At 63.8% G+C, this 17,907-nt stretch carries 14 protein-coding genes; 11 read left to right on the top strand and 3 right to left on the bottom strand.

Translation table 11 applies throughout. The features are described 5' to 3' along the window. Positions 1 to 31: 31 nt before the first annotated feature. Positions 32 to 622 carry a phage tail protein gene (locus HX851_RS31600; protein ID WP_177063500.1) on the bottom strand — a complete coding sequence of 197 codons (591 nt, stop codon included), beginning with the start codon at positions 620 to 622 and terminating at the stop codon, positions 32 to 34. Between the two features lie 222 nt (positions 623 to 844). Between HX851_RS31600 and HX851_RS31605 the strand changes: the two genes are divergently transcribed. From HX851_RS31605 to HX851_RS31635, 7 genes are all read left to right on the top strand, one after another. Then, positions 845 to 2,437, top strand: a complete 1,593-nt coding sequence (locus HX851_RS31605) for a glycosyltransferase family 39 protein (RefSeq protein ID WP_177066431.1) — start codon at positions 845 to 847, stop codon at positions 2,435 to 2,437. Positions 2,438 to 2,603: 166 nt separating this feature from the next. Next, positions 2,604 to 3,449: a sulfotransferase family protein gene (locus tag HX851_RS31610; protein ID WP_177063502.1), complete on the top strand. Its 846-nt coding sequence runs from the start codon at positions 2,604 to 2,606 to the stop codon at positions 3,447 to 3,449. A 121-nt stretch (positions 3,450 to 3,570) separates the two neighbouring features. Further along, positions 3,571 to 10,476 carry an Ig-like domain-containing protein gene (locus HX851_RS31615; RefSeq protein ID WP_256262843.1) on the top strand — a complete coding sequence of 2,302 codons (6,906 nt, stop codon included), beginning with the start codon at positions 3,571 to 3,573 and terminating at the stop codon, positions 10,474 to 10,476. 96 nt (positions 10,477 to 10,572) lie between these two features. After that, positions 10,573 to 12,069 (top strand): TolC family protein, encoded by a 1,497-nt coding sequence (locus HX851_RS31620; protein WP_177066442.1) that lies wholly within the window; start codon positions 10,573 to 10,575, stop codon positions 12,067 to 12,069. Further along, on the top strand, positions 12,053 to 12,652 hold the full coding sequence (gene cysC / locus HX851_RS31625) for an adenylyl-sulfate kinase (RefSeq protein ID WP_177063503.1): 600 nt from the start codon (positions 12,053 to 12,055) through the stop codon (positions 12,650 to 12,652). The genes HX851_RS31620 and cysC overlap by 17 nt, the downstream gene beginning before the upstream one ends. Beyond that, complete coding sequence (locus HX851_RS31630; RefSeq protein ID WP_177066441.1) at positions 12,649 to 13,437, top strand: aspartyl/asparaginyl beta-hydroxylase domain-containing protein; 789 nt, start codon at positions 12,649 to 12,651, stop codon at positions 13,435 to 13,437. Before cysC ends, HX851_RS31630 begins: the two co-directional genes overlap by 4 nt. Continuing rightward, a complete protein-coding gene (locus tag HX851_RS31635) occupies positions 13,425 to 14,357 on the top strand; it encodes a sulfotransferase family protein (RefSeq protein ID WP_177066428.1) in 933 nt (310 codons plus the stop codon). The genes HX851_RS31630 and HX851_RS31635 overlap by 13 nt, the downstream gene beginning before the upstream one ends. A gap of 127 nt (positions 14,358 to 14,484) precedes the next feature. Here the strand turns inward: HX851_RS31635 and HX851_RS31640 are convergent, their stop codons facing one another. Further along, positions 14,485 to 15,246, bottom strand: a complete 762-nt coding sequence (locus HX851_RS31640) for a slipin family protein (RefSeq protein ID WP_017124773.1) — start codon at positions 15,244 to 15,246, stop codon at positions 14,485 to 14,487. A gap of 2 nt (positions 15,247 to 15,248) precedes the next feature. Then, entirely contained in the window at positions 15,249 to 15,734 is a 486-nt protein-coding gene (locus tag HX851_RS31645) for an NfeD family protein (protein WP_177063575.1), read from the bottom strand. A gap of 215 nt (positions 15,735 to 15,949) precedes the next feature. On the opposite strand from HX851_RS31645, the gene HX851_RS31650 reads away from it, so the two are divergent. From HX851_RS31650 to HX851_RS31665, 4 genes are all read left to right on the top strand, one after another. Continuing rightward, positions 15,950 to 16,411, top strand: coding sequence for an aminoacyl-tRNA deacylase (locus tag HX851_RS31650; protein ID WP_177066426.1), 462 nt, complete (start codon positions 15,950 to 15,952; stop codon positions 16,409 to 16,411). A gap of 185 nt (positions 16,412 to 16,596) precedes the next feature. After that, positions 16,597 to 16,842 carry a DUF2789 domain-containing protein gene (locus HX851_RS31655; protein ID WP_177063506.1) on the top strand — a complete coding sequence of 82 codons (246 nt, stop codon included), beginning with the start codon at positions 16,597 to 16,599 and terminating at the stop codon, positions 16,840 to 16,842. Between the two features lie 225 nt (positions 16,843 to 17,067). Further along, positions 17,068 to 17,388 carry a transcriptional regulator gene (locus tag HX851_RS31660; protein ID WP_177066424.1) on the top strand — a complete coding sequence of 107 codons (321 nt, stop codon included), beginning with the start codon at positions 17,068 to 17,070 and terminating at the stop codon, positions 17,386 to 17,388. Then, the gene (locus HX851_RS31665) at positions 17,375 to 17,686 is read left to right on the top strand and encodes a helix-turn-helix domain-containing protein (RefSeq protein ID WP_177063508.1); all 312 of its coding nucleotides are present in this window, start codon (positions 17,375 to 17,377) and stop codon (positions 17,684 to 17,686) included. The genes HX851_RS31660 and HX851_RS31665 overlap by 14 nt, the downstream gene beginning before the upstream one ends. The last annotated feature ends 221 nt before the right edge of the window (positions 17,687 to 17,907 follow it).

Consider the following 17,907-nt stretch of genomic DNA (forward strand, 5'->3'; position numbering starts at 1 on the left):
CAAGCCGGCTCCTACAATAGCGTGCAGCGTATCAGTTGCGCGACGGGAAGATCCCTTCCAGGGCGATGCTGAAGTTCACCACCAGGAACGGGTTCATCGTCCCCAGCGGCAGGTTGCCGCCCGGAATGGTCAGGTTGCCGGCGATGGTGCTGGCGGCACCTTTGAGCGCCACGGGTGCGGCGCCCTGCGCATCGGAATAGATCGCCGCCGAGGGCGGCCCGGCCGGGTTGGACGCACCGATATAGGCGTTGGTGCTGGTCGGTGCCGTGACCGGATTGCTGGGGACGCTCGCCAGGTTGATGGTGGTGTTGACGGTCAGGCTGGCGGTCGGAATCACCTGGGTCGGCAGGTTGCTGGTCAGGACCGATACGTTTTCCGTGCCGCTGGATTCACCCATGACCCGGGGCGTCAGGCCCGGCCCGTTGCCCTGGCAGACCGGCAACCGGCTTTGCAGGTTGGGCAGGCCGAAGGTCTGCTGGCCATTGCCGCCGTAGACGGTACCCAGCAAGGAGAACAGCGCCTGGTTTTGCGCGAGGGACAACAACTGTCCGTTGCACAGGGCCCAGCCACGTGGCGCGAAGTTGAAGCCGAACATCTGGATGGTGCCGAGAAATACTTCCATGGATCCTTTTCCTTCAGCAGTGTTGGGAGAGGTGCGATACCCGTTGTGCCCGGGCTTTGTGTGCACCGCCCCAAAGCGTAGACGCTGGCTTGGGGCCTGCCGGTTTTTTTGCGGGGTAGAGGTCGCGATTGGAACAGTCGGGCAAGTCGATGACGTTCTAGCCTACAATCACCGGGTCATGCTTCCCGAGTGGGGGCAGTGGTTGATTTCCAGAGGGTGGTGATGGGCGTTCCGAGTAATGATGAAGCGACAACGCGACTTTACGGTCAGCCTGTCACGCACCCGCAACCCCTTGTACAGCTGCTTCGCGAACCCTGGCTGGTGCCGCTCCTGGTGCTGGCGGTGGCGTTGCGCCTGTATCAACTGACGGCGGCGGCGATCTGGGGCGACGAAGGCTCCAGCCTGCTGCTGGCCCAGTACCCGCTGTCCGGCCTGTGGGTCCATGCGGCCCACGATGTCCATCCGCCGCTGTACTTTGCCCTGTTGCATGGCTGGATCGGCCTGTTCGGCGATTCGATCCTGTCGATCCGCATGATGAGCGCGTTGCCCGGGGTGATCACGGTCTTCCTCGGCACCTGGCTGACCCACCTGGTCGCCGGACGCCGGGCGACGCTCCTGGCCTGTCTGCTGCTGGCGCTGCTGCCCACGGCCGTGCGCTACAGCCAGGAAATACGCATGTATTCGCTGATGGGCGTCTGGCTGCTGGGGGCGACGGTGGCGCTTGTGTACTGGGTCCGTGCGCCCGAGCGCAAGCGCTACCTGGTGATCTACGCGCTGTTGATGGCGGCCGGCTTTTATACCCACTACTTTTCCGCGCTGTGCGTGCTGTCGCACTGGCTCTATCTGCTGGTGATCCGCCGGCAGCCCGGCAGCGCGCACCGCTATATCGCCCGTCGCGAGTGGTGGTTGGCCAACGTGGCGATCGTGCTGCTGTTCCTGCCGTGGTTGCCGGGCCTGATCGACCTGGTGCTGCACATGGATGACCTCAAGGTCGGCGGCGATGTCGGCTGGGAGCCACCGGTCACCTGGCGTTCGCTGCCGTCGATGATCTGGCAACTGATGGCCCAGGACGACGGTGAAACCATGCCGTTGTGGCTGTTCCTCAGCCTGCCGGCCAGCATGGCGGCGGTGTTGGCCTTCACGGCCTGGAGCGATCGCAGCCGTTATCACTTCGACACGATGCTGGTGATCTACAGCGCGCTGCCGCTGGTGCTGGTGTTCGCGGTCTCGTTTGTCTCGCCGGTGTTTATCGAGCGTTACCTGACCGTGCCGGCGCTGGCCCTGCCGATCATCCTGGCGTTGTTCATCGACCGGCTGGCCCGGCGTTTCAAGGTCCTGGCGGGGTTGGTGCTGGTGACGGTCCTGGCGGTGGAGGGCGTGGGGCTGAGAAACAACTACAGCGCGACTGGCGACCCCAACGATCAGTTCAGCAATATGGTCGAATACATGGACCAGCACCGAGCGGTTGGCGACCAGGTGGTCCTGGGCGACATGTTCTGGTACCTGACCTGGGCCTACTACGACACCAGTGCCACGGCACCACGGCTGTATACCCGGCCTACCGTCCAGGGTGTGTCGACCCGGCCCAACAGCTACGGTTTCGGTACCCTGATCGATGAAAATGCCGGGGTCTATCTCGATCATCTGGAAGACCTGCCGCCCGGTAATGGCCGGGTCTGGCTGGTGATGAGCCGTGTGGCACCGGACGAGTTCCCGTCGATTCCGACCGGCTGGCGGAAAATCGACCAGCACGCGGGGGGGGATACCCAGGCGGTTTTATATGAGACCTGCCATTCTTCGTGTAGCGGGCACTAACCGTAGGAGGCCTGGTATAGAGCGGTCAGTTCATGTTTTAGTCCCATGGACACTCGTGTTTATGGGCCTATTCCGACTTAAAGACCCTACGATTGATGTCAAAATACTACTAGTCCGCAACAATTCCTTACGCTACGCTTTGTCCTACAAATGGACTTACGCCACGGTGAATGGATTGCGCAGTTTTCACTTTATCTCCGGACTACCGCGCTCAGGCTCAACCCTGCTCTCCGCCATTCTCCTGCAGAACCCACGTTTTCATGCCGGCATGACCAGCCCGGTCGGCACCCTGTTCAACAGCGTGCTGGACCAGTGCAGCGCCGGCAGCGAGTTCGGCGCGGTGATCGACACCGACATGCGCCGCCGCCTGCTGGGCGGGCTGTTCGAGTCGTATTACGCCGACAAGACCGAACAGTCGGTGATCTTCGACACCAATCGCCAGTGGAGCGCGCGCCTGCCCGCGCTGATGGACCTGTTTCCCCGGTCCAAGGTCATCGCCTGCGTGCGCAATGTCGCCTGGGTGATGGACAGCCTGGAACGACTGTACCGCGCCAACCCCTTCGAGAACACCAAGCTGTTCAACGATCAGATCGAGCGCAACACCGTCTACAGCCGCTGCGAAACCCTGGCCCAGCGCAATCGCCTGGTGGGGTATGCCTGGACCGCACTCAAGGAAGCCTATTACGGCGAACACGCCGACTCCTTGCTGCTGATCGATTACGACCTGCTGTCCCAGGCCCCGGAGCGGGTCTTGCGACTGGTCTACGACTTTATCGGTGAGCCCTGGTTCGAACACGATTTCGAGCACCTGGCCTATGACGCTCCGGAATTCGACCAGGCCCTCGGCGTTGCTGGCCTGCACAAGGTCAAGCCCAAGGTGGCGCTGGAGTCACGGCGCACGATCCTGCCGCCGGACCTGTTCGAAAAATATGCCGAGTTGTCGTTCTGGAACGATGGCTCTGCCAGTGCCGCGAATGTCATTCGCATGAAAACCAATGCCGCGGTCAGTTGATCGCGGTTTTTCATTCCAATAAAAAAATCCGTTGAGCGCGTCAGCGTTCGAGTGCAGGTGAAACATGTGGTGGAGCAAACCGAAAGCGCGGGCTGTGGGCATGAGAAGCCTGGTTTCACCCATGATCATTCCACTGGAACCGCGCATGCTGTTCGACGGTGCCGTGGCCGCCACCGTGGCCGAGGCCGCGCAGCCGACCAGCCACCCCACCGCCGATGCGGCGAAGGCCCCGGCCACCGATCATGCGGCCGCTCCCGCCGAGGCCCACCCGCAATCCGATGCCCCGGTGACGCCGGCACCGGCTGCCGTGCCCGGCCAGTCGGTGGTCTTCGTCGACTCCCGGGTCAAGGATTTCGACAGTCTGCTCAAGGGCGCCGCGCCCGGCACCCAGATCGTCGTGCTGGATGCCAGCAAGGACGGCCTGCAGCAGATTGCCGATTATCTGGGCTCCCACCAGGGCGTGAGCACGGTGGAAATCATCGCCCACGGCAACTCGGGAGACCTGTGGCTGGGCAACACCTACCTTTCCTCCGACAACGTCGCGGCGCGGGCCGATGTGCTGGCGCAGATCGGCAGTGAGATGAATGTCGGCGGCGATATCCTGATCTATGCCTGCAACACGGCTGCCGGCGACAAGGGCATCGGTTTTGTCGACTCCCTGGCGCAATACACCGGGCGTGACATCGCCGCGTCGACCAACCGCACCGGCCTGGGCGGCGACTGGACCCTGGAAATCGCCACCGGCAGCATCGAAAGCCACAACGCGCTGTCGGCCGATGCCATGTCCGCCTACCAGTACGGCCTGGCCACCATTACCGTGAACACTGGCGCCGACACCGGCGCCGGCAGCCTGCGCCAGGCCCTCAGCGATGCGGTGGCGGGCGATATCGTGACTTTCAGCACGCCGGGCATGACGGTCAACCTGAATTCGCAACTGGTGATCGCCAAGAACCTGACCATCGATGGCGACCTGGACAACAACGGTACTGCCGATGTGACCATCAGCGGGCAGTACAAGACCCAGGTACTCACGGTCAATTCCGGGGTCACCGCGACCCTGGACGGGCTGGTCATTACCAAGGGGCTGATGGCCGGCAACGGCGGCAATGGCGGTAACGGTACTACCGCGGGCAACTTGCTGGGGGCGGGGATCAGTAACTTCGGTAACCTGACCCTGAATAACGTCAGCGTGACCGCGAACGCAGCCTCGGGCGGCGGTGGCGGCGGCGGCGTGGTCAACGGCGATGTCGGTGGTGCCGGTGGCGGTGGTGGCGCGGTGGGTGGCGGCAACGGCGGGCATGGTGGCATCACCGGCTCCGGGACCGGTGCCTACGCCGGAGGCGTGGGCACGGCCAACCAGGGTGGCCAGGGTGGTGGCTACTCGACCATGGGCGGTCACGGCGGTTCGAGCAGCGGCGGTGCCGGCTCGAACGGCCTTTACGGCTATACCAACGGTTCCGCTGGCGGTACAGCGAGCTCCGGTTCCTTGTCGATCGGCGGTGGTGGTGGTGGCTCCGGCTGGAATAGTGCCGGTGGCAAGGGCGGCGGAGCGGCCGGCGGTATCTACAACGCCAGCGGCGCCACCCTGACCATCGTCGGCACCAGCTCGATTACCGGTAACATCGGTGCCGGCGGCGGCGGTGGTGGCGGTTCGGCGACCGGCAGCGGCACGGCTCTCAATGGCGGTGACGGTGGCCTGGGTGTCGGTGCCATCTGGAACAAAGGCACGGTCTTGATCACGGCGGCCAACTTTGCCGCCCTGGGTGGCTCCGCGAATGCGGGGGCCAGCGGCAACGGTGGCTTGGTCAGCGCCTCGGGCGCCTCGGCAGGCAATAAACCGACCGCTGTCAACGGCTTGTTCAACGATATCGGCGGAACGGCGAACACCGCCTACAACCCGGCACCGACCGCGACCATCGTGGTCAGCAACACCGCGCAGCACATCGGCAGCACCTCGCTGGTGACCATTACCTTCAACCAGGCGGTGACGGGGTTCACCAACTCCGACCTGACGATTGCCAACGGCACCCTGAGCAACTTGGTGGATAGCGGCGATCATATCACCTATACCGCGACCTTCACCCCGGACTCGAGCGTCAGCAGCGCCAGCAACACCATCGTGCTGAACAACGCCGGGGTCAACAGTGTGGCGACGGGTACGGCGGGGAGCGGCACCACCTCATCGAACAACTTCGCTATCGATACCACACGCCCGACCGCGACCATCTCGGTCAGCGGCCCGACGCTGAGCACCACGGCCAACGGCACGGTGAGCATCACCTTCAGCGAGGCGGTGAGCGGTTTCAGCCTGTCCGATATGACGGCATCCAACGGGACCCTGAGCAACCTGACCACCAGCGACAACATCCACTGGACCGCCACCCTGACGCCGACCGCGGGCAACAACAATAGCGGCAACGTCATTACCCTGGACAACAGCCTGTATACCGACACCTCGACCAACGCCGGTACGGGCACGACCACGTCCAACACCTATGTCATCGACACCGTGTTGCCGACCGCGACCATCGCAGTGGCGAGTCCGCTATTGAATATCGGTGGCACGTCCCAGGTGACCATCACCTTCAGCGAGACGGTCAACAACCTCACCACTTCCGCGTTCACCGTCGCCGACGGCGCCCTGAGCAACCTGGTCCAGGTGAATGGCACCACCTGGACCGCGACCCTGACCGCAACCGCCGGGATCACCCATACCGGCGATGTCATCACCCTGAACAACACCCAGGTCAGCGACGTCGCGGGCAACGCCGGCAGCGGCACGACCACGTCCAACACCTACGCGGTCGACACCCAGCGGCCGACGGCGACCATCGTGTTCGGCAACACCAACCTGGGCATCGGCCAGACCTCACCGGTGACCATCACCTTCAGCGAAGCCGTGACCGGTTTCAGCAACACCGACCTGACGGTGTCCAATGGCAGCCTGAGCGCGGTGAGCACCAGCGACGGTGGCATCACCTGGACCGCGATCTTCACCCCGACGGCGGCGATCGTCAGCGCCAGCAACCACATCACCCTGGACAACAGCGGGGTCGCTGACGGTGCGGGCAACGCCGGCAGCGGCACCAGCACATCGAACAACGTCGCCATCGACGGCGTGCGCCCGACCGCGACCATCGTGGTGGCGGACAATGCCCTGAAGATCGGTGACACCTCGCTGGTGACCATCACCTTCAGCGAAGCCGTGGTCGGTTTCAGCAACGCCGACCTGACCCTCGCCAACGGTAACCTGAGCGCGGTGAACAGCCTTGACGGTGGCATCACCTGGACCGCCACGTTCACCCCGACGACGAACATCACCAACACCAGCAACGTCATCACCCTGGACAATACCGGCTATGCCGACACCAGCGGCAACGTCGGGACCGGCACCACCGACTCCAACAACTACGCGATCGACACCCAGCGGCCGACTGCGACCATCGTCGTCGCCGATCCGACGCTGAGCGCGGGTGAAACCTCGCTGGTGACCATCACCTTCAGCGAGGCGGTGAACAACTTCAGCAATACCGACCTGACCATTGCCAACGGTACCCTGAGCGCGGTGAGCAGCAGCGACGGAGGCATCACCTGGACCGCGACGTTCACCCCGAACGCCAACGTCAACAGCGCGACCAACGTCATCACCCTGGCCAATACCGGTATCGCCGACCAGGCCGGCAACACGGGCGTGGGCACCACCAACTCGACCAATTTCGCCATCAACACCGTGCTCCCCACGGCGAGCATCGTGGTGGCGAATCCGTCGCTGAATATCGGTGGCACGTCCCAGGTGACCATCACCTTCAACGAGGCCGTCAGCGGTTTCACCAATGCCGACCTGAGTGTCGCCAACGGTAGCCTGAGCGCGGTGAGCAGCAGCGACGGTGGCGTCACCTGGACCGCGACGCTCACCGCGACCGGCAACATCACCGACAGCAGCAACCTGATCGTGCTGGACAACAGCGGGGTCCAGGCCGCGGCTTCGGGCAATGTCGGCAGCGGCACCAGCCTCTCCAACAACTACATCGTCGACACCCAGCGTCCGACCGCCACCATCGCCGTGACGACCGATCACCTGGGCATCGGCGGCAGCTCCGTGGTGACCATCACCTTCAACGAAGCCGTGACCGGTTTCTCCCTGGGCGACCTGACCACCGACAACGGCACCCTGAGCAACCTGAGCACCCTCGACAACATCGTCTGGACCGCGACCCTGACGCCGACGGCGGGGATCACCCAGAACAACAACCACATTGTCCTGGACAACAGCACCGTGACCGACATCGCCGGCAACGGCGGCAGCGGGACCAGTACCTCGAACGCCTATGACGTCGACAGCGTGCGGCCGACAGCGACCATCGTGGTCGCCAATCCGACCCTGGCGGCCGGCGATACTTCGCTGGTGACCATCACCTTCAGCGAAGCGGTGAGCAACTTCGACAACAGCGACCTGAACGTGCCCAACGGCACTCTGAGCGCGGTGAGCAGCAGCGACGGCGGCGTGACCTGGACCGCCACCTTCACCCCGACCGGCAATGTCCACGACACCAGCAACCTGATCAGCCTGAACAACTCCACCTATACCGACCTGGCGGGCAACGCCGGTGTCGGCGTGACCAACTCGGGCAACTTCACCATCGATACGGTACGGCCGAGCGCGACCATCGTGGTGGCGGACAACTCCCTGACGATCGGCGAAACCTCGACGGTGACCATCACCTTCAGCGAGGCGGTGAGCGGCTTCAGCAATGCCGACCTGACCATCAGCAACGGCACACTGACCACCGTCGCCACCAGCGACGGCGGCATCACCTGGACGGCGACCTTCACGCCGACCAGCAACATCGCCGACAGCAGCAACCTGGTCGTGCTGGACAACTCTGGCGTGACGAATGCCTCGGGCAACGCCGGTAGCGGCACCACCAATTCCAACAACTTCAGCATCGACACCCAGCGGCCGACGGCGACCATCGCGGTCAGCACCAACGCCCTGAATATCGGTGGTTCATCCGTGGTGACCATTACCTTCAGCGAAGCCGTGACCGGTCTTTCCCTGGGCGACCTGACAGCGGTCGGCGGCACCTTGAGCGGCCTGAGCACCCTCGACAACATCACCTGGACCGCGACCCTGACGCCGAACGCCGCTACCACCCAGAGCGGCGGTGTCATTGGCCTGAACAACGCCCTGTTCAGCGATATCGCCGGCAATGCCGGCACGGGCACCACCGAGTCCAATACCTACAGTGTCGATACCGTGGCGCCGACGGCGAGCATCGTGGTCAGCAGCGCGAGCCTGCTCGTCGGGCAGACCGCGACGGTGACCATCACCTTCAGCGAAGCGGTGGCCGGTCTCGACAACAGCGACCTGAGCGTGCCCAACGGTACCCTGAGCACGCTGACCAGCAGCGACGGCGGTGTCACCTGGACCGGGACCTTCACCCCGACCAGCAACGTTCACGACACCACCAACCTGATCAGCCTGAACAACACCGGTTATACCGACCTGGCGGGCAACGCCGGCACCGGCGTGACCAACTCGGCCAACTTCACCATCGATACGGTGCGGCCGACCGCGACCATCGTCGTGGCGGTCCCGAGCCTGAATGCCGGGGCGAGCTCTGCGGTGACCATCACCTTCAGTGAAGCGGTCAGCGGTTTCAGCAACGCCGACCTGACCATCAGCAACGGCACACTGACGAACGTCAGCTCCAGTGACGGCGGTATCACCTGGACCGCGACGCTCACCCCGACCAGCAATGTCACCGACACCACCAACGTCATCACCCTGGCCAACAGCGGTGTCACCAACGCCTCGGGCAACGCCGGCAGCGGCACCACCGACTCCAACAACTACAGCATCGATACCCAGCGGCCGGGCGCGACCATCTCGGTGGCCAACCCTCACGTGGGGATCGGCCAGACCACCACGGTGAGCATCACCTTCAACGAGGCGGTCACCGGCTTCGACCTGTCGGACCTGAGCGTGGCCAATGGCGTGCTGTCCAACCTGACCACCAGCGACAATATCCACTGGACCGCGACCCTGACACCGACCGTCGGCGTCACCGATGCCACCAACCTGATCGTGCTCGATAACAGCCTGGTCACCGATGGCGCCGGCAACACCGGCTCGGGTATCGCCATCTCCAACAACTATGGGGTCGACGCCGACCTGCCGACCGCCACCATCGTGGTCGCCAACCCGAACCTGACCGCCGGCCAGACCACCACCGTGACCTTCACCTTCAGCGAGAAAGTCACCGGCTTCGACCTGTCGGACCTGAGCGTGGCCAACGGTGTGCTGTCCAACCTGGCCAGCAGCGATGGCGGCAAGACCTGGACCGCGACCCTGACGCCGACGGCGAATATCACCGATCCGAGCAACTTCATCACCCTCGATACCAGCCTGGTCACCGATCTGGCGGGTAACGCCGGTACGGGTTTCGCCAACTCCAACAACTACGGGATCACCACGGTGTCCCTGGGCGGCGACCCGCAATTTCGCATCACCGACCCGGCGCCCGCGCCGGACCTGCCGAATGTGCCATTGCAGCCGATCGTCTTCGGCCCACCCGGCGGCAACCTGGGCTCGCCTATCGGCTTCCCGCCGCTGTTCGAACAGCGTGATGTGGGCGGCGGCCTGCCGCCGCTCGGCAATATCTTCATCCGCAACGGTGCCCTGGCCCCGAGCTTCATTGCCCAGGTGTTCAGCACCGACAGCGGTGGCGACGGCAGCGGCAGCGGCTTCCTCGGTTTTGGCGGCGGCGATGGCGGGGTGTTCGGCAGCAGCACCTTGTCGGGCCTGTTCAATCGCGAATCGACGACGGGCGACAGCAGCGGCTTCAAGGCGTTCGAGCGCCAGGGCAGCAAGAGCCTGGGCGATCCGTCCCAGGGCCTGCGCGGGATTTTCGGTGCGCCGACCCTCGGCCAGCAATTGCAGCAGCTCAAGGATTCCGAGCAGAAACAGCTGCATGAACTAGCCTGGGCTCTGGAGCAGGTCGGTGTCAGCGAAATACCGGCCTGAACAATGATTTGAGATCTGCGCCGACGTTTGTCGGCGCCTATAAAAATAGAGAGCGGTAGTCAGGGGCGGTGCCAGGGAATGAGAAGAAGTCAGAAGTTGTTCAGCGTCAGCTTGCTGGCGCTGGTAGTCAGCGGTTGTGCCGTCACCAGCCAACCGATCGATCGCAGCGTCAGTGAGCAACGCGCCAAAACCGATCTGCAGAGCATGTACAGGGATCAGGAACCCCTCAGCGGCCCGCTCACCCTGCACGAAGCCATGGCCCGTGCGGTGAAATACAACCTCGAAGGGCGCCTGAAGATCATGGAGGAGGCGCTGTCCAAGCGTCAGCTGGACCTCGCCAGCTTCGACATGTTGCCGCGCATGGCGCTCTCGGCCGGTTATGCCGGGCGTAACAACGTCAGCGGCTCCAGTAGCGAAAGCGTGGAGACTCATACCCAGTCCCTGGAACCTTCGACCTCCCAGGACAAGAATCGTCGCGTCGCCGACCTGACCATGGTCTGGAACGTGCTCGACTTCGGTGTCAGCTATATCAGCGCCAAGCAGCAGGGCGACCAGCGCCTGATTGTCCAGGAACGCCGGCGCAAGGTGATCAACACCATCGTCCAGGACGTGCGCTCGGCCTATTGGCGGGCGGTGGCGGCCGAACGCCTGCTCAAGCAGATCGACAGCCTGATGGTGCGGGTCGAGGCGGCGCAGGGCAACAGCGAGAAGATGAGCGAGCAGCGCATCGGCGATCCGATCCAGGCCCTGGGTTACCAGCGCTCGCTGATCGAGGCCACCCGCCAACTGGAAGAGCAGCGCAAGGCGTTGTCCCTGGCCAAGACCGAACTGGCGACCCTGATCAATCTGCCACTGGGCACCGACCTGACCCTGGCGACCTCGGATGATTATGCGATTCCGGAGCTCAAGGTCGATATGGCCCAGCTGGAACACGAGGCCCTGGCCAGCCGTCCGGAACTGCGCGAGCAGGATTACCAGAGCCGTATCAGCGCCGCCGAAACCCGCAAGGCCATGCTGCGCCTGCTGCCGGGCCTGGAGTTCTCGGCCGGTGGTCACTACGACAGCAACTCGTTCCTGGTCAATGACAAGTGGGCGGACTTCGGCGTCAAAGTCACCTGGAACCTGTTCAACGTGATCTCCGCGCCGGCGGCCATCGATGTGGCCAAGGCCGGTGAGGAAGTGGCGACCGCGCGCCGCCAGGCGATGTCGATCGCCGTGCTGGCGCAGCTCTACGTGGCCAACGCCAACTACCGCGAGGCACTGCGTCAGTTCAAGACCAGCCAGCAACTGTCGAATATCGACGGACAGATCGTCGGCCAGTTGCGCAACCGCTACAAGGCCGCCGGGCTGGGTGAGCTGGACCTGATCCAGGGCGAACTCAACACCCTGCAGGCCGACCTGCGTCGCGACCTGGCCTATGCCGACCTGCGCAACGCCTACGGCCAGATCTTCGCCAGCGCCGGGCTCGATCCGTTGCCGGCGCAAGTCTCGTCGACCAAGGTCGCGGCGATTGCCGGGGCCATGGCGACACGCGAGTCGCAGTGGGCGGCCGGCAATATCAGCGCGCCTGTGGCCCATGCCGAAGGACAATAACCTGCTGGCGCCGCGGGCAAGCGTCAGTCGCGGTCAGCGCGAGGCCCGCAACGGCCATCGCGGCACGGCGATCCTGCTGACCGGCTTGCCGGCGGCAGGCAAGTCGACCGTGGCCCAGGCGCTGCAGGCTGAGTTGTTCACACGTGGATTGCAGTGCCTGGTGCTGGACGGCGATGCCTTGCGCGGCGGTTTGAATCGCGACCTGGGGTTCGCCGAAAGCGATCGCCAGGAAAATATCCGTCGCGCCAGCGAGCTGGCCGGACTGCTGGTGGACAACGGCCAGATCGTCATCCTGGCGATGATCGCGCCCCAGGCCGACCTGCGTGAACTGTTCGCCCGGCGCCTGGGTGAGGATTATCGTGAGGTCTGGTGCAGCGCGTCGTTGCAGGTCTGCGAAGGGCGCGATCCGAAAGGGCACTACGCCCGCGCCCGGCGCGGCGAGCTGGCGAGTTTTACCGGGATCTCCGCGCCTTATGACGTGCCGCGGGCACCCGATCTGATCCTCGATACCGGGCGCCTCTCTGTCGAAGCCTGTGTCGAACAACTGCTGGGCCATCTGCAGTCGTCCGGGGTGATTCCCTGAGCCTGCCGGCCTTTTCCCGTTTGCCTGTGGCGGTGGCCTTGCCGCTGCTGCAGCAAGCCCTTTCTCGTATCGCCGGACCGGCCTGGAAAGCCCACTTCAATGCCGATTACTACGACGGTGACTGGAGTGGCGTCGCGCTGATTTCGGCGGCGGATGCCTTGAGCGAGCTGGCGCCCGGGGCCGGTGCGCCGACCGAGCGCGAGCCCTGGTTGCTGGATGCAACCTGGGCGGCGGCCCTGGACCTGCCCCTGGAGATACGTTCGGCGCGGTTGCTGCGCCTGGGGCCGGGCGGGCGGATTCACGAGCATCGCGACTACGACCTCGGTGCGCCGGACGCGGACCGACGACTGCACATTCCCCTGCTCAGCCCGCCGGATGTGGACTTCATGCTCGATGGCCAACGCATCCCGATGCAGGTCGGCGAATGCTGGTTTCTCGATCTGTCACGGCCCCACGGCGTCGATAACTGGGGCGGGGGCGAGCGGATTCACCTGGTGCTCGATTGCCGACCGAACCCCTGGCTGGAGCAGCAGATCGCGAGCGGGCTGGCGACTACGCCGGCACCGGGTATCGGCCGGGCCGCCGCGGATTTTGCGCGGTTTCGGACCTTGCTGGAGAACGATCCCGTGTTATGCCAGGCCTTGCAGGTTCTGGAGGACAGCGAAGCCTTTATCGCCCGTGCCCTGCAATTGGCGGGCGAGCGCGGCCTGCGCTTCGGCCGTGAGGACATCCGCTCGGCGATGCGCCAGGGCCGCAGCCGCTGGAGCCAGCAATGGATGGCCTGAAGGACTGGCTGCCGATCCGCCTCTGGCAGCAGGCCGGCGAGTGGCGGGTGGACTGGTGCTGGTTCGGTGGGCGCAAACTCGACCAGCCGTTTTTTCGCGAAGCGGTGGACGACGCGCTACGCCTGCCGTTCAACCAGGCATTCCGTCGTGAAACGTCCCTGGCGGCACTCAGCGAGTGGCGTGCCCCGGCGGTGGCGCCGACGGCCTTTATCTACCACGCCTCGCGTTGCGGTTCGACCTTGCTCAGCCAGATGCTGGCGCAACTCGACGAGGCTATCGTCATCTCCGAACCTCCGGCGCTGGATACTCTGTTGCGCGGGACATTCGAGCCGCGAGAGCGACAGGCAGCGTTGCGTGGCCTGCTGGCGGCCTACGGCCAATTGCGCCGTGGTGGCGAACAGAAACTGGTGATCAAGCTCGATGCCTGGAATATCGCCGAGCTGCCGTTGTTGCGTGAGTGCTTTCCCGCCACGCCCTGGTTGTTCGTGTACCGCGACCCGCTGGAAATCGCCGTGTCCCATTGGCGTCGGGCGGGCATGCACATGGTCCCGGGGATGATCGGCGCCAGCTCCCTGGACAGCCCGGGGCAGGACGACTCGCGGGAAGACTATATCGCCCGGCGGCTGGGGCGGATTTTCCAGCAGGGCCTGGAGCATTGCCGGGCATTGGGTGGCGTGCCGGTGAACTACCGCGAGTTGCCGGCGGCCATGGACGGGCACCTGGCAGACTTTTTCGGTCTGGATGGCGAACAACGAAACCGGGTTTTCGCGACGGTCGGACAACACGCCAAACAGCCTGCCCAGGTGTTTGTGCCCGACAGCCAGGACAAGCACCGCGAGGCCTCCGAGCGGCTCAGGGAGCGGATATCCTCCTGGGCCCGGGCGCCTTACGAGGCGCTGGAGCACCTGCGTCGAGGCTGAAAAACATCCTGTTGGAGCGGGCTTGCCCGCGAATAGGCCCTCGAGATCGCTAAAAGCTTCGTGGGCAAGCCCACTCCCGTATAAACGCCATCCCCACAGCTTTCCGGCATCCGGCGAAAAATGGCTTTCAGGATTTCGACGACAGGTCCGCCATGCCCTTGAGCAATTCGATCGGCAGCGGAAAGACGATGGTCGAGGTCTTGTCCCCGGCAATCGCCCCCAGTGTCTGCATATAGCGCAACTGCATGGCCCCCGGCTGGCGTCCGAGCATCTCGGCCGCCTGCATGAGTTTCTCCGAAGCCTGCAATTCACCTTCGGCGTGGATCACCTTGGCCCGCCGTTCGCGCTCGGCTTCGGCCTGCCGGGCGATGGCGCGGATCATCGACTCGTTGAGGTCCACGTGCTTGATCTCGACATTCGCCACCTTGATCCCCCAGGCATCGGTCTGGGCATCGAGCACGTGCTGGATATCGGTGTTCAGGCGCTCGCGCTCGGCCAGCAGTTCATCCAGTTCATGCTTGCCCAGCACCGCGCGCAAGGTCGTCTGCGCCAACTGGCTGGTGGCGGCGAGAAAATCCTCGACCTGGATAATCGCCTTCTGCGGATCGAGCACACGGAAATACAGAACCGCGTTGACCTTGACCGAGACGTTGTCGCGGGTGATCACATCCTGGGGCGGTATATCCAGCACCACGGTGCGCAGGTCCACCCGGACCATCTGCTGCACCAGTGGAATCAGCAGGATCAGCCCCGGTCCCTTGACCTGCCAGAAGCGTCCGAGCTGGAACACCACTCCGCGCTCGTATTCACGCAGGATGCGAAAGGTCGAGGCCGCCAGCATCAGCAGCAGGAGCACCAGCAGCGCTCCGGAACCCAGTTGCAGGACCATGATCAATCTCCTCGCCTTGGCGGGTCGTCAGCAGCCTTCACTTCCAGTAGCAGGCCCTTGCGCGCGATCACCCGCACCCGTTGTCCGGGGTGCAGCGGCGTCGGGCTCAGTACCTGCCAGTTTTCCCCTTGCAGTTGGACCCAGCCGCCATAGACCCGGCCGTGATGGACATCGCCGGTTTGCAGTGCGGTGATGGACGTGAGGCTGCCTTCCAGGCCGGCATCGCCACTGACCACCTGGCGCTGGCGTGCCTTCACGGCCGCGGCGATCAGTGCCAGCAGCAACAGGGCACCGCTCACCGCCAGCAGAACGAGCCAAGGCAGGGGAATTGCGTAGCCGGGCCATTGGCTGTCGATCAGGAGCAAGAGCCCGACCACGAACGTGACGAGGCCGCCGAAACCGATCAGGCCGAAGGTCGGCAGAAAGGTCTCGGCCAGCATGAATGCGATACCCAGGAGGATCAGCGCCACACTGGGGTGGATGGTCATGCTCACAGGTTTCTCCGCGAGTTCGTCACCCCCTCTTGCAGTCTAGTCGAGCGGTGGCGGCTGCGTTTAGCGCCAAGTCGACTATCCAGGCCCGGCGATAGCGATAACGGTGATTGCCTCGGGCCGACGCCTGGCGCCGGACTGCCTAGACTCATACCCATGGATTGCCGTAGACCCATCGCCCCGGGGCATTCTGCGGGGCTCGGAGGTGCATCATGCGTATGGCCAGGACCGTGCAGAGCAGCCTGGAAAAGGCGAGCTGCGAATTCGACATCATCCATCACCCGCATTCGGCCAGCAGCCTGGAGACCGCCCGCCTGGCGGGGATTCCGGCGGAGCGCATGGCCAAGTCGGTGATTCTCGACGACCGGCATGGGCATTACCTGATGGCCGTCCTGCCCGCCAGCCGGCACCTGGACCTGAGCAAGGTGCGGGGCGCCTCGACCTGGCAGATCACCCGGGAAAGCACCCTGGCGTATCTGTTCCAGGACTGCGAGCGCGGCGCCGTGCCGGCCCTGGGCGAGTCCTATGGCCTGCGCATGGTGGTCGACCCGCTGCTGACCCGCGAGAAGGATATCTACCTGGAAGCCGGCAACCACCACAACCTGGTGCATATGGAAATGGGCGAGTACCTGCGCATGGTGCCCCATGCCGAAGTGTGCGAGGTCTGCCACTGAACCTTTGGCCCGCCCGTGCCCTCCATTGCCGGACTACTTGATGATCGTTCCCACGCTCTGCGTGGTAACGCCTCTCTGGACGCTCCGCGTCCGCTCTGGTGACGCAGAGCGTCACGGGCTGCATGCCCCACAGAGCGTGGGAACGATCAAGGCACCGCTATTTCGCTGATCACTGGAGAACCCCCATGCAATCACCTACCCACAACCTCCCGTCGCTGTTCAAGCAACTGGGGCTACCCGATGACCCCGAGAGCATCGACAAGTTTGTTGCCATCCACTCGCCGCTCAAGCCGGAGCTGCACCTGGCCGATGCGTTTTTCTGGAGCAAGAGCCAGGCGGATTTCCTGCGCAGCGAAGTGCTCGAGGATGCGGACTGGGCCGAGGTGGTGGATCAGTTGGATGTGTTGTTGCGCAAGGGGAGGCAGGGCTGAGATCAAGCTTATCTGATGTTCCTCGGTAGTTCCTACCTCTTGAGATGACGTCGGCTACCTGACACGGCGCATCTACCTATAGGCCAGGCGTTACTTCCCTGATTCCAGGTCAAAACGCTTCTGGATAAGTTGACACGGTTTCCTTCCGTTCACTTTCCTCCCATAGGTGCGTACAAGCCGACCAGAAACCTGGTCTGCTTGTACGTCAAAGACGTAGAATCAATTATGCTGACGATCATAGAGTCGCCTCTGTTCAGCAAACTTTGGCGGGATTACTGGACCGAGGACGAACGCGATCAGTTCATGACTCATCTGGCGAGTCATCCAGAGTGTGGTGTTGTCGTTCCAGGTTCGGGCGGTTGTCGCAAGGTACGTTGGAGTTCCGGCTTGCGTGGCAAGAGTGGCGCCGTCAGGGTCATCTATATGACACAGCTGGCGAATGGCTCATTGGTTGCGCTGTTGATATATGGCAAGGGAGCCACAGAGAGTATTCCGGCGCATATCCTGCGCAAGGTGGCAAAGGAGATGAATCATGCCCCTGACTGAAACAGAATTGCTGGAACGTGACGCCAAGCGTGATCTTGGCGAAGAGCTCCTTGCCGCCATCGTCGACGTCAAGGCCGGCCGCCACGGGGCTGTTCACGCGGTGAAAGTGACAGAAGCAGCCGAGGCCCGCAGCAGGACCGGACTGTCACAGCCCAGGTTTGCGGAACTGCTGGGTGTTTCCGTGCGGACCTTGCAGGAGTGGGAGCAGGGACGGCGTTCGCCCTCCGGTGCCGCTCGGTCGTTGCTGCACATTGCCGCGCTACGTCCTGACGTTTTTCGCGACGTTCTCGCAGGCTGATTGCGGTTTGCCCTTGATTGTTCCACCCGCCCTGCGTGGAAACGATCACCCTCCCATGAGCTACGCTCACCCCAACGGCCACGGTCCCTCTGCGCCTGACCGAACCGACAAGAACAAATTGTTTCAAGACTTGACGAAATCCTGATCGATACGCGATATTGATAGTTAGCAAACTAACATTGTGCGAATCCTCTCGTGTCCAAGCATCTCGAACAGCTCCA

Source organism: Pseudomonas gingeri (assembly GCF_013385635.1).
GTDB classification, from domain to species: Bacteria; Pseudomonadota; Gammaproteobacteria; order Pseudomonadales; family Pseudomonadaceae; genus Aquipseudomonas; species Aquipseudomonas gingeri_A.

Bases quoted from the DNA above. Each gene is read 5' to 3' on its own strand.
- HX851_RS31665 (WP_177063508.1), top strand. From the start codon at position 17,375: ATGCCCCTGACTGAAACAGAATTGCTGGAACGTGACGCCAAGCGTGAT.
- HX851_RS31660 (WP_177066424.1), top strand. From the start codon at position 17,068: ATGCTGACGATCATAGAGTCGCCTCTGTTCAGCAAACTTTGGCGGGAT.
- HX851_RS31640 (WP_017124773.1), bottom strand. From the start codon at position 15,246: ATGGTCCTGCAACTGGGTTCCGGAGCGCTGCTGGTGCTCCTGCTGCTG.
- cysC (WP_177063503.1), top strand. From the start codon at position 12,053: ATGCCGAAGGACAATAACCTGCTGGCGCCGCGGGCAAGCGTCAGTCGC.
- HX851_RS31635 (WP_177066428.1), top strand. From the start codon at position 13,425: ATGGATGGCCTGAAGGACTGGCTGCCGATCCGCCTCTGGCAGCAGGCC.
- HX851_RS31615 (WP_256262843.1), top strand. From the start codon at position 3,571: ATGATCATTCCACTGGAACCGCGCATGCTGTTCGACGGTGCCGTGGCC.
- HX851_RS31645 (WP_177063575.1), bottom strand. From the start codon at position 15,734: ATGACCATCCACCCCAGTGTGGCGCTGATCCTCCTGGGTATCGCATTC.
- HX851_RS31600 (WP_177063500.1), bottom strand. From the start codon at position 622: ATGGAAGTATTTCTCGGCACCATCCAGATGTTCGGCTTCAACTTCGCG.
- HX851_RS31650 (WP_177066426.1), top strand. From the start codon at position 15,950: ATGCGTATGGCCAGGACCGTGCAGAGCAGCCTGGAAAAGGCGAGCTGC.
- HX851_RS31605 (WP_177066431.1), top strand. From the start codon at position 845: ATGGGCGTTCCGAGTAATGATGAAGCGACAACGCGACTTTACGGTCAG.
- HX851_RS31655 (WP_177063506.1), top strand. From the start codon at position 16,597: ATGCAATCACCTACCCACAACCTCCCGTCGCTGTTCAAGCAACTGGGG.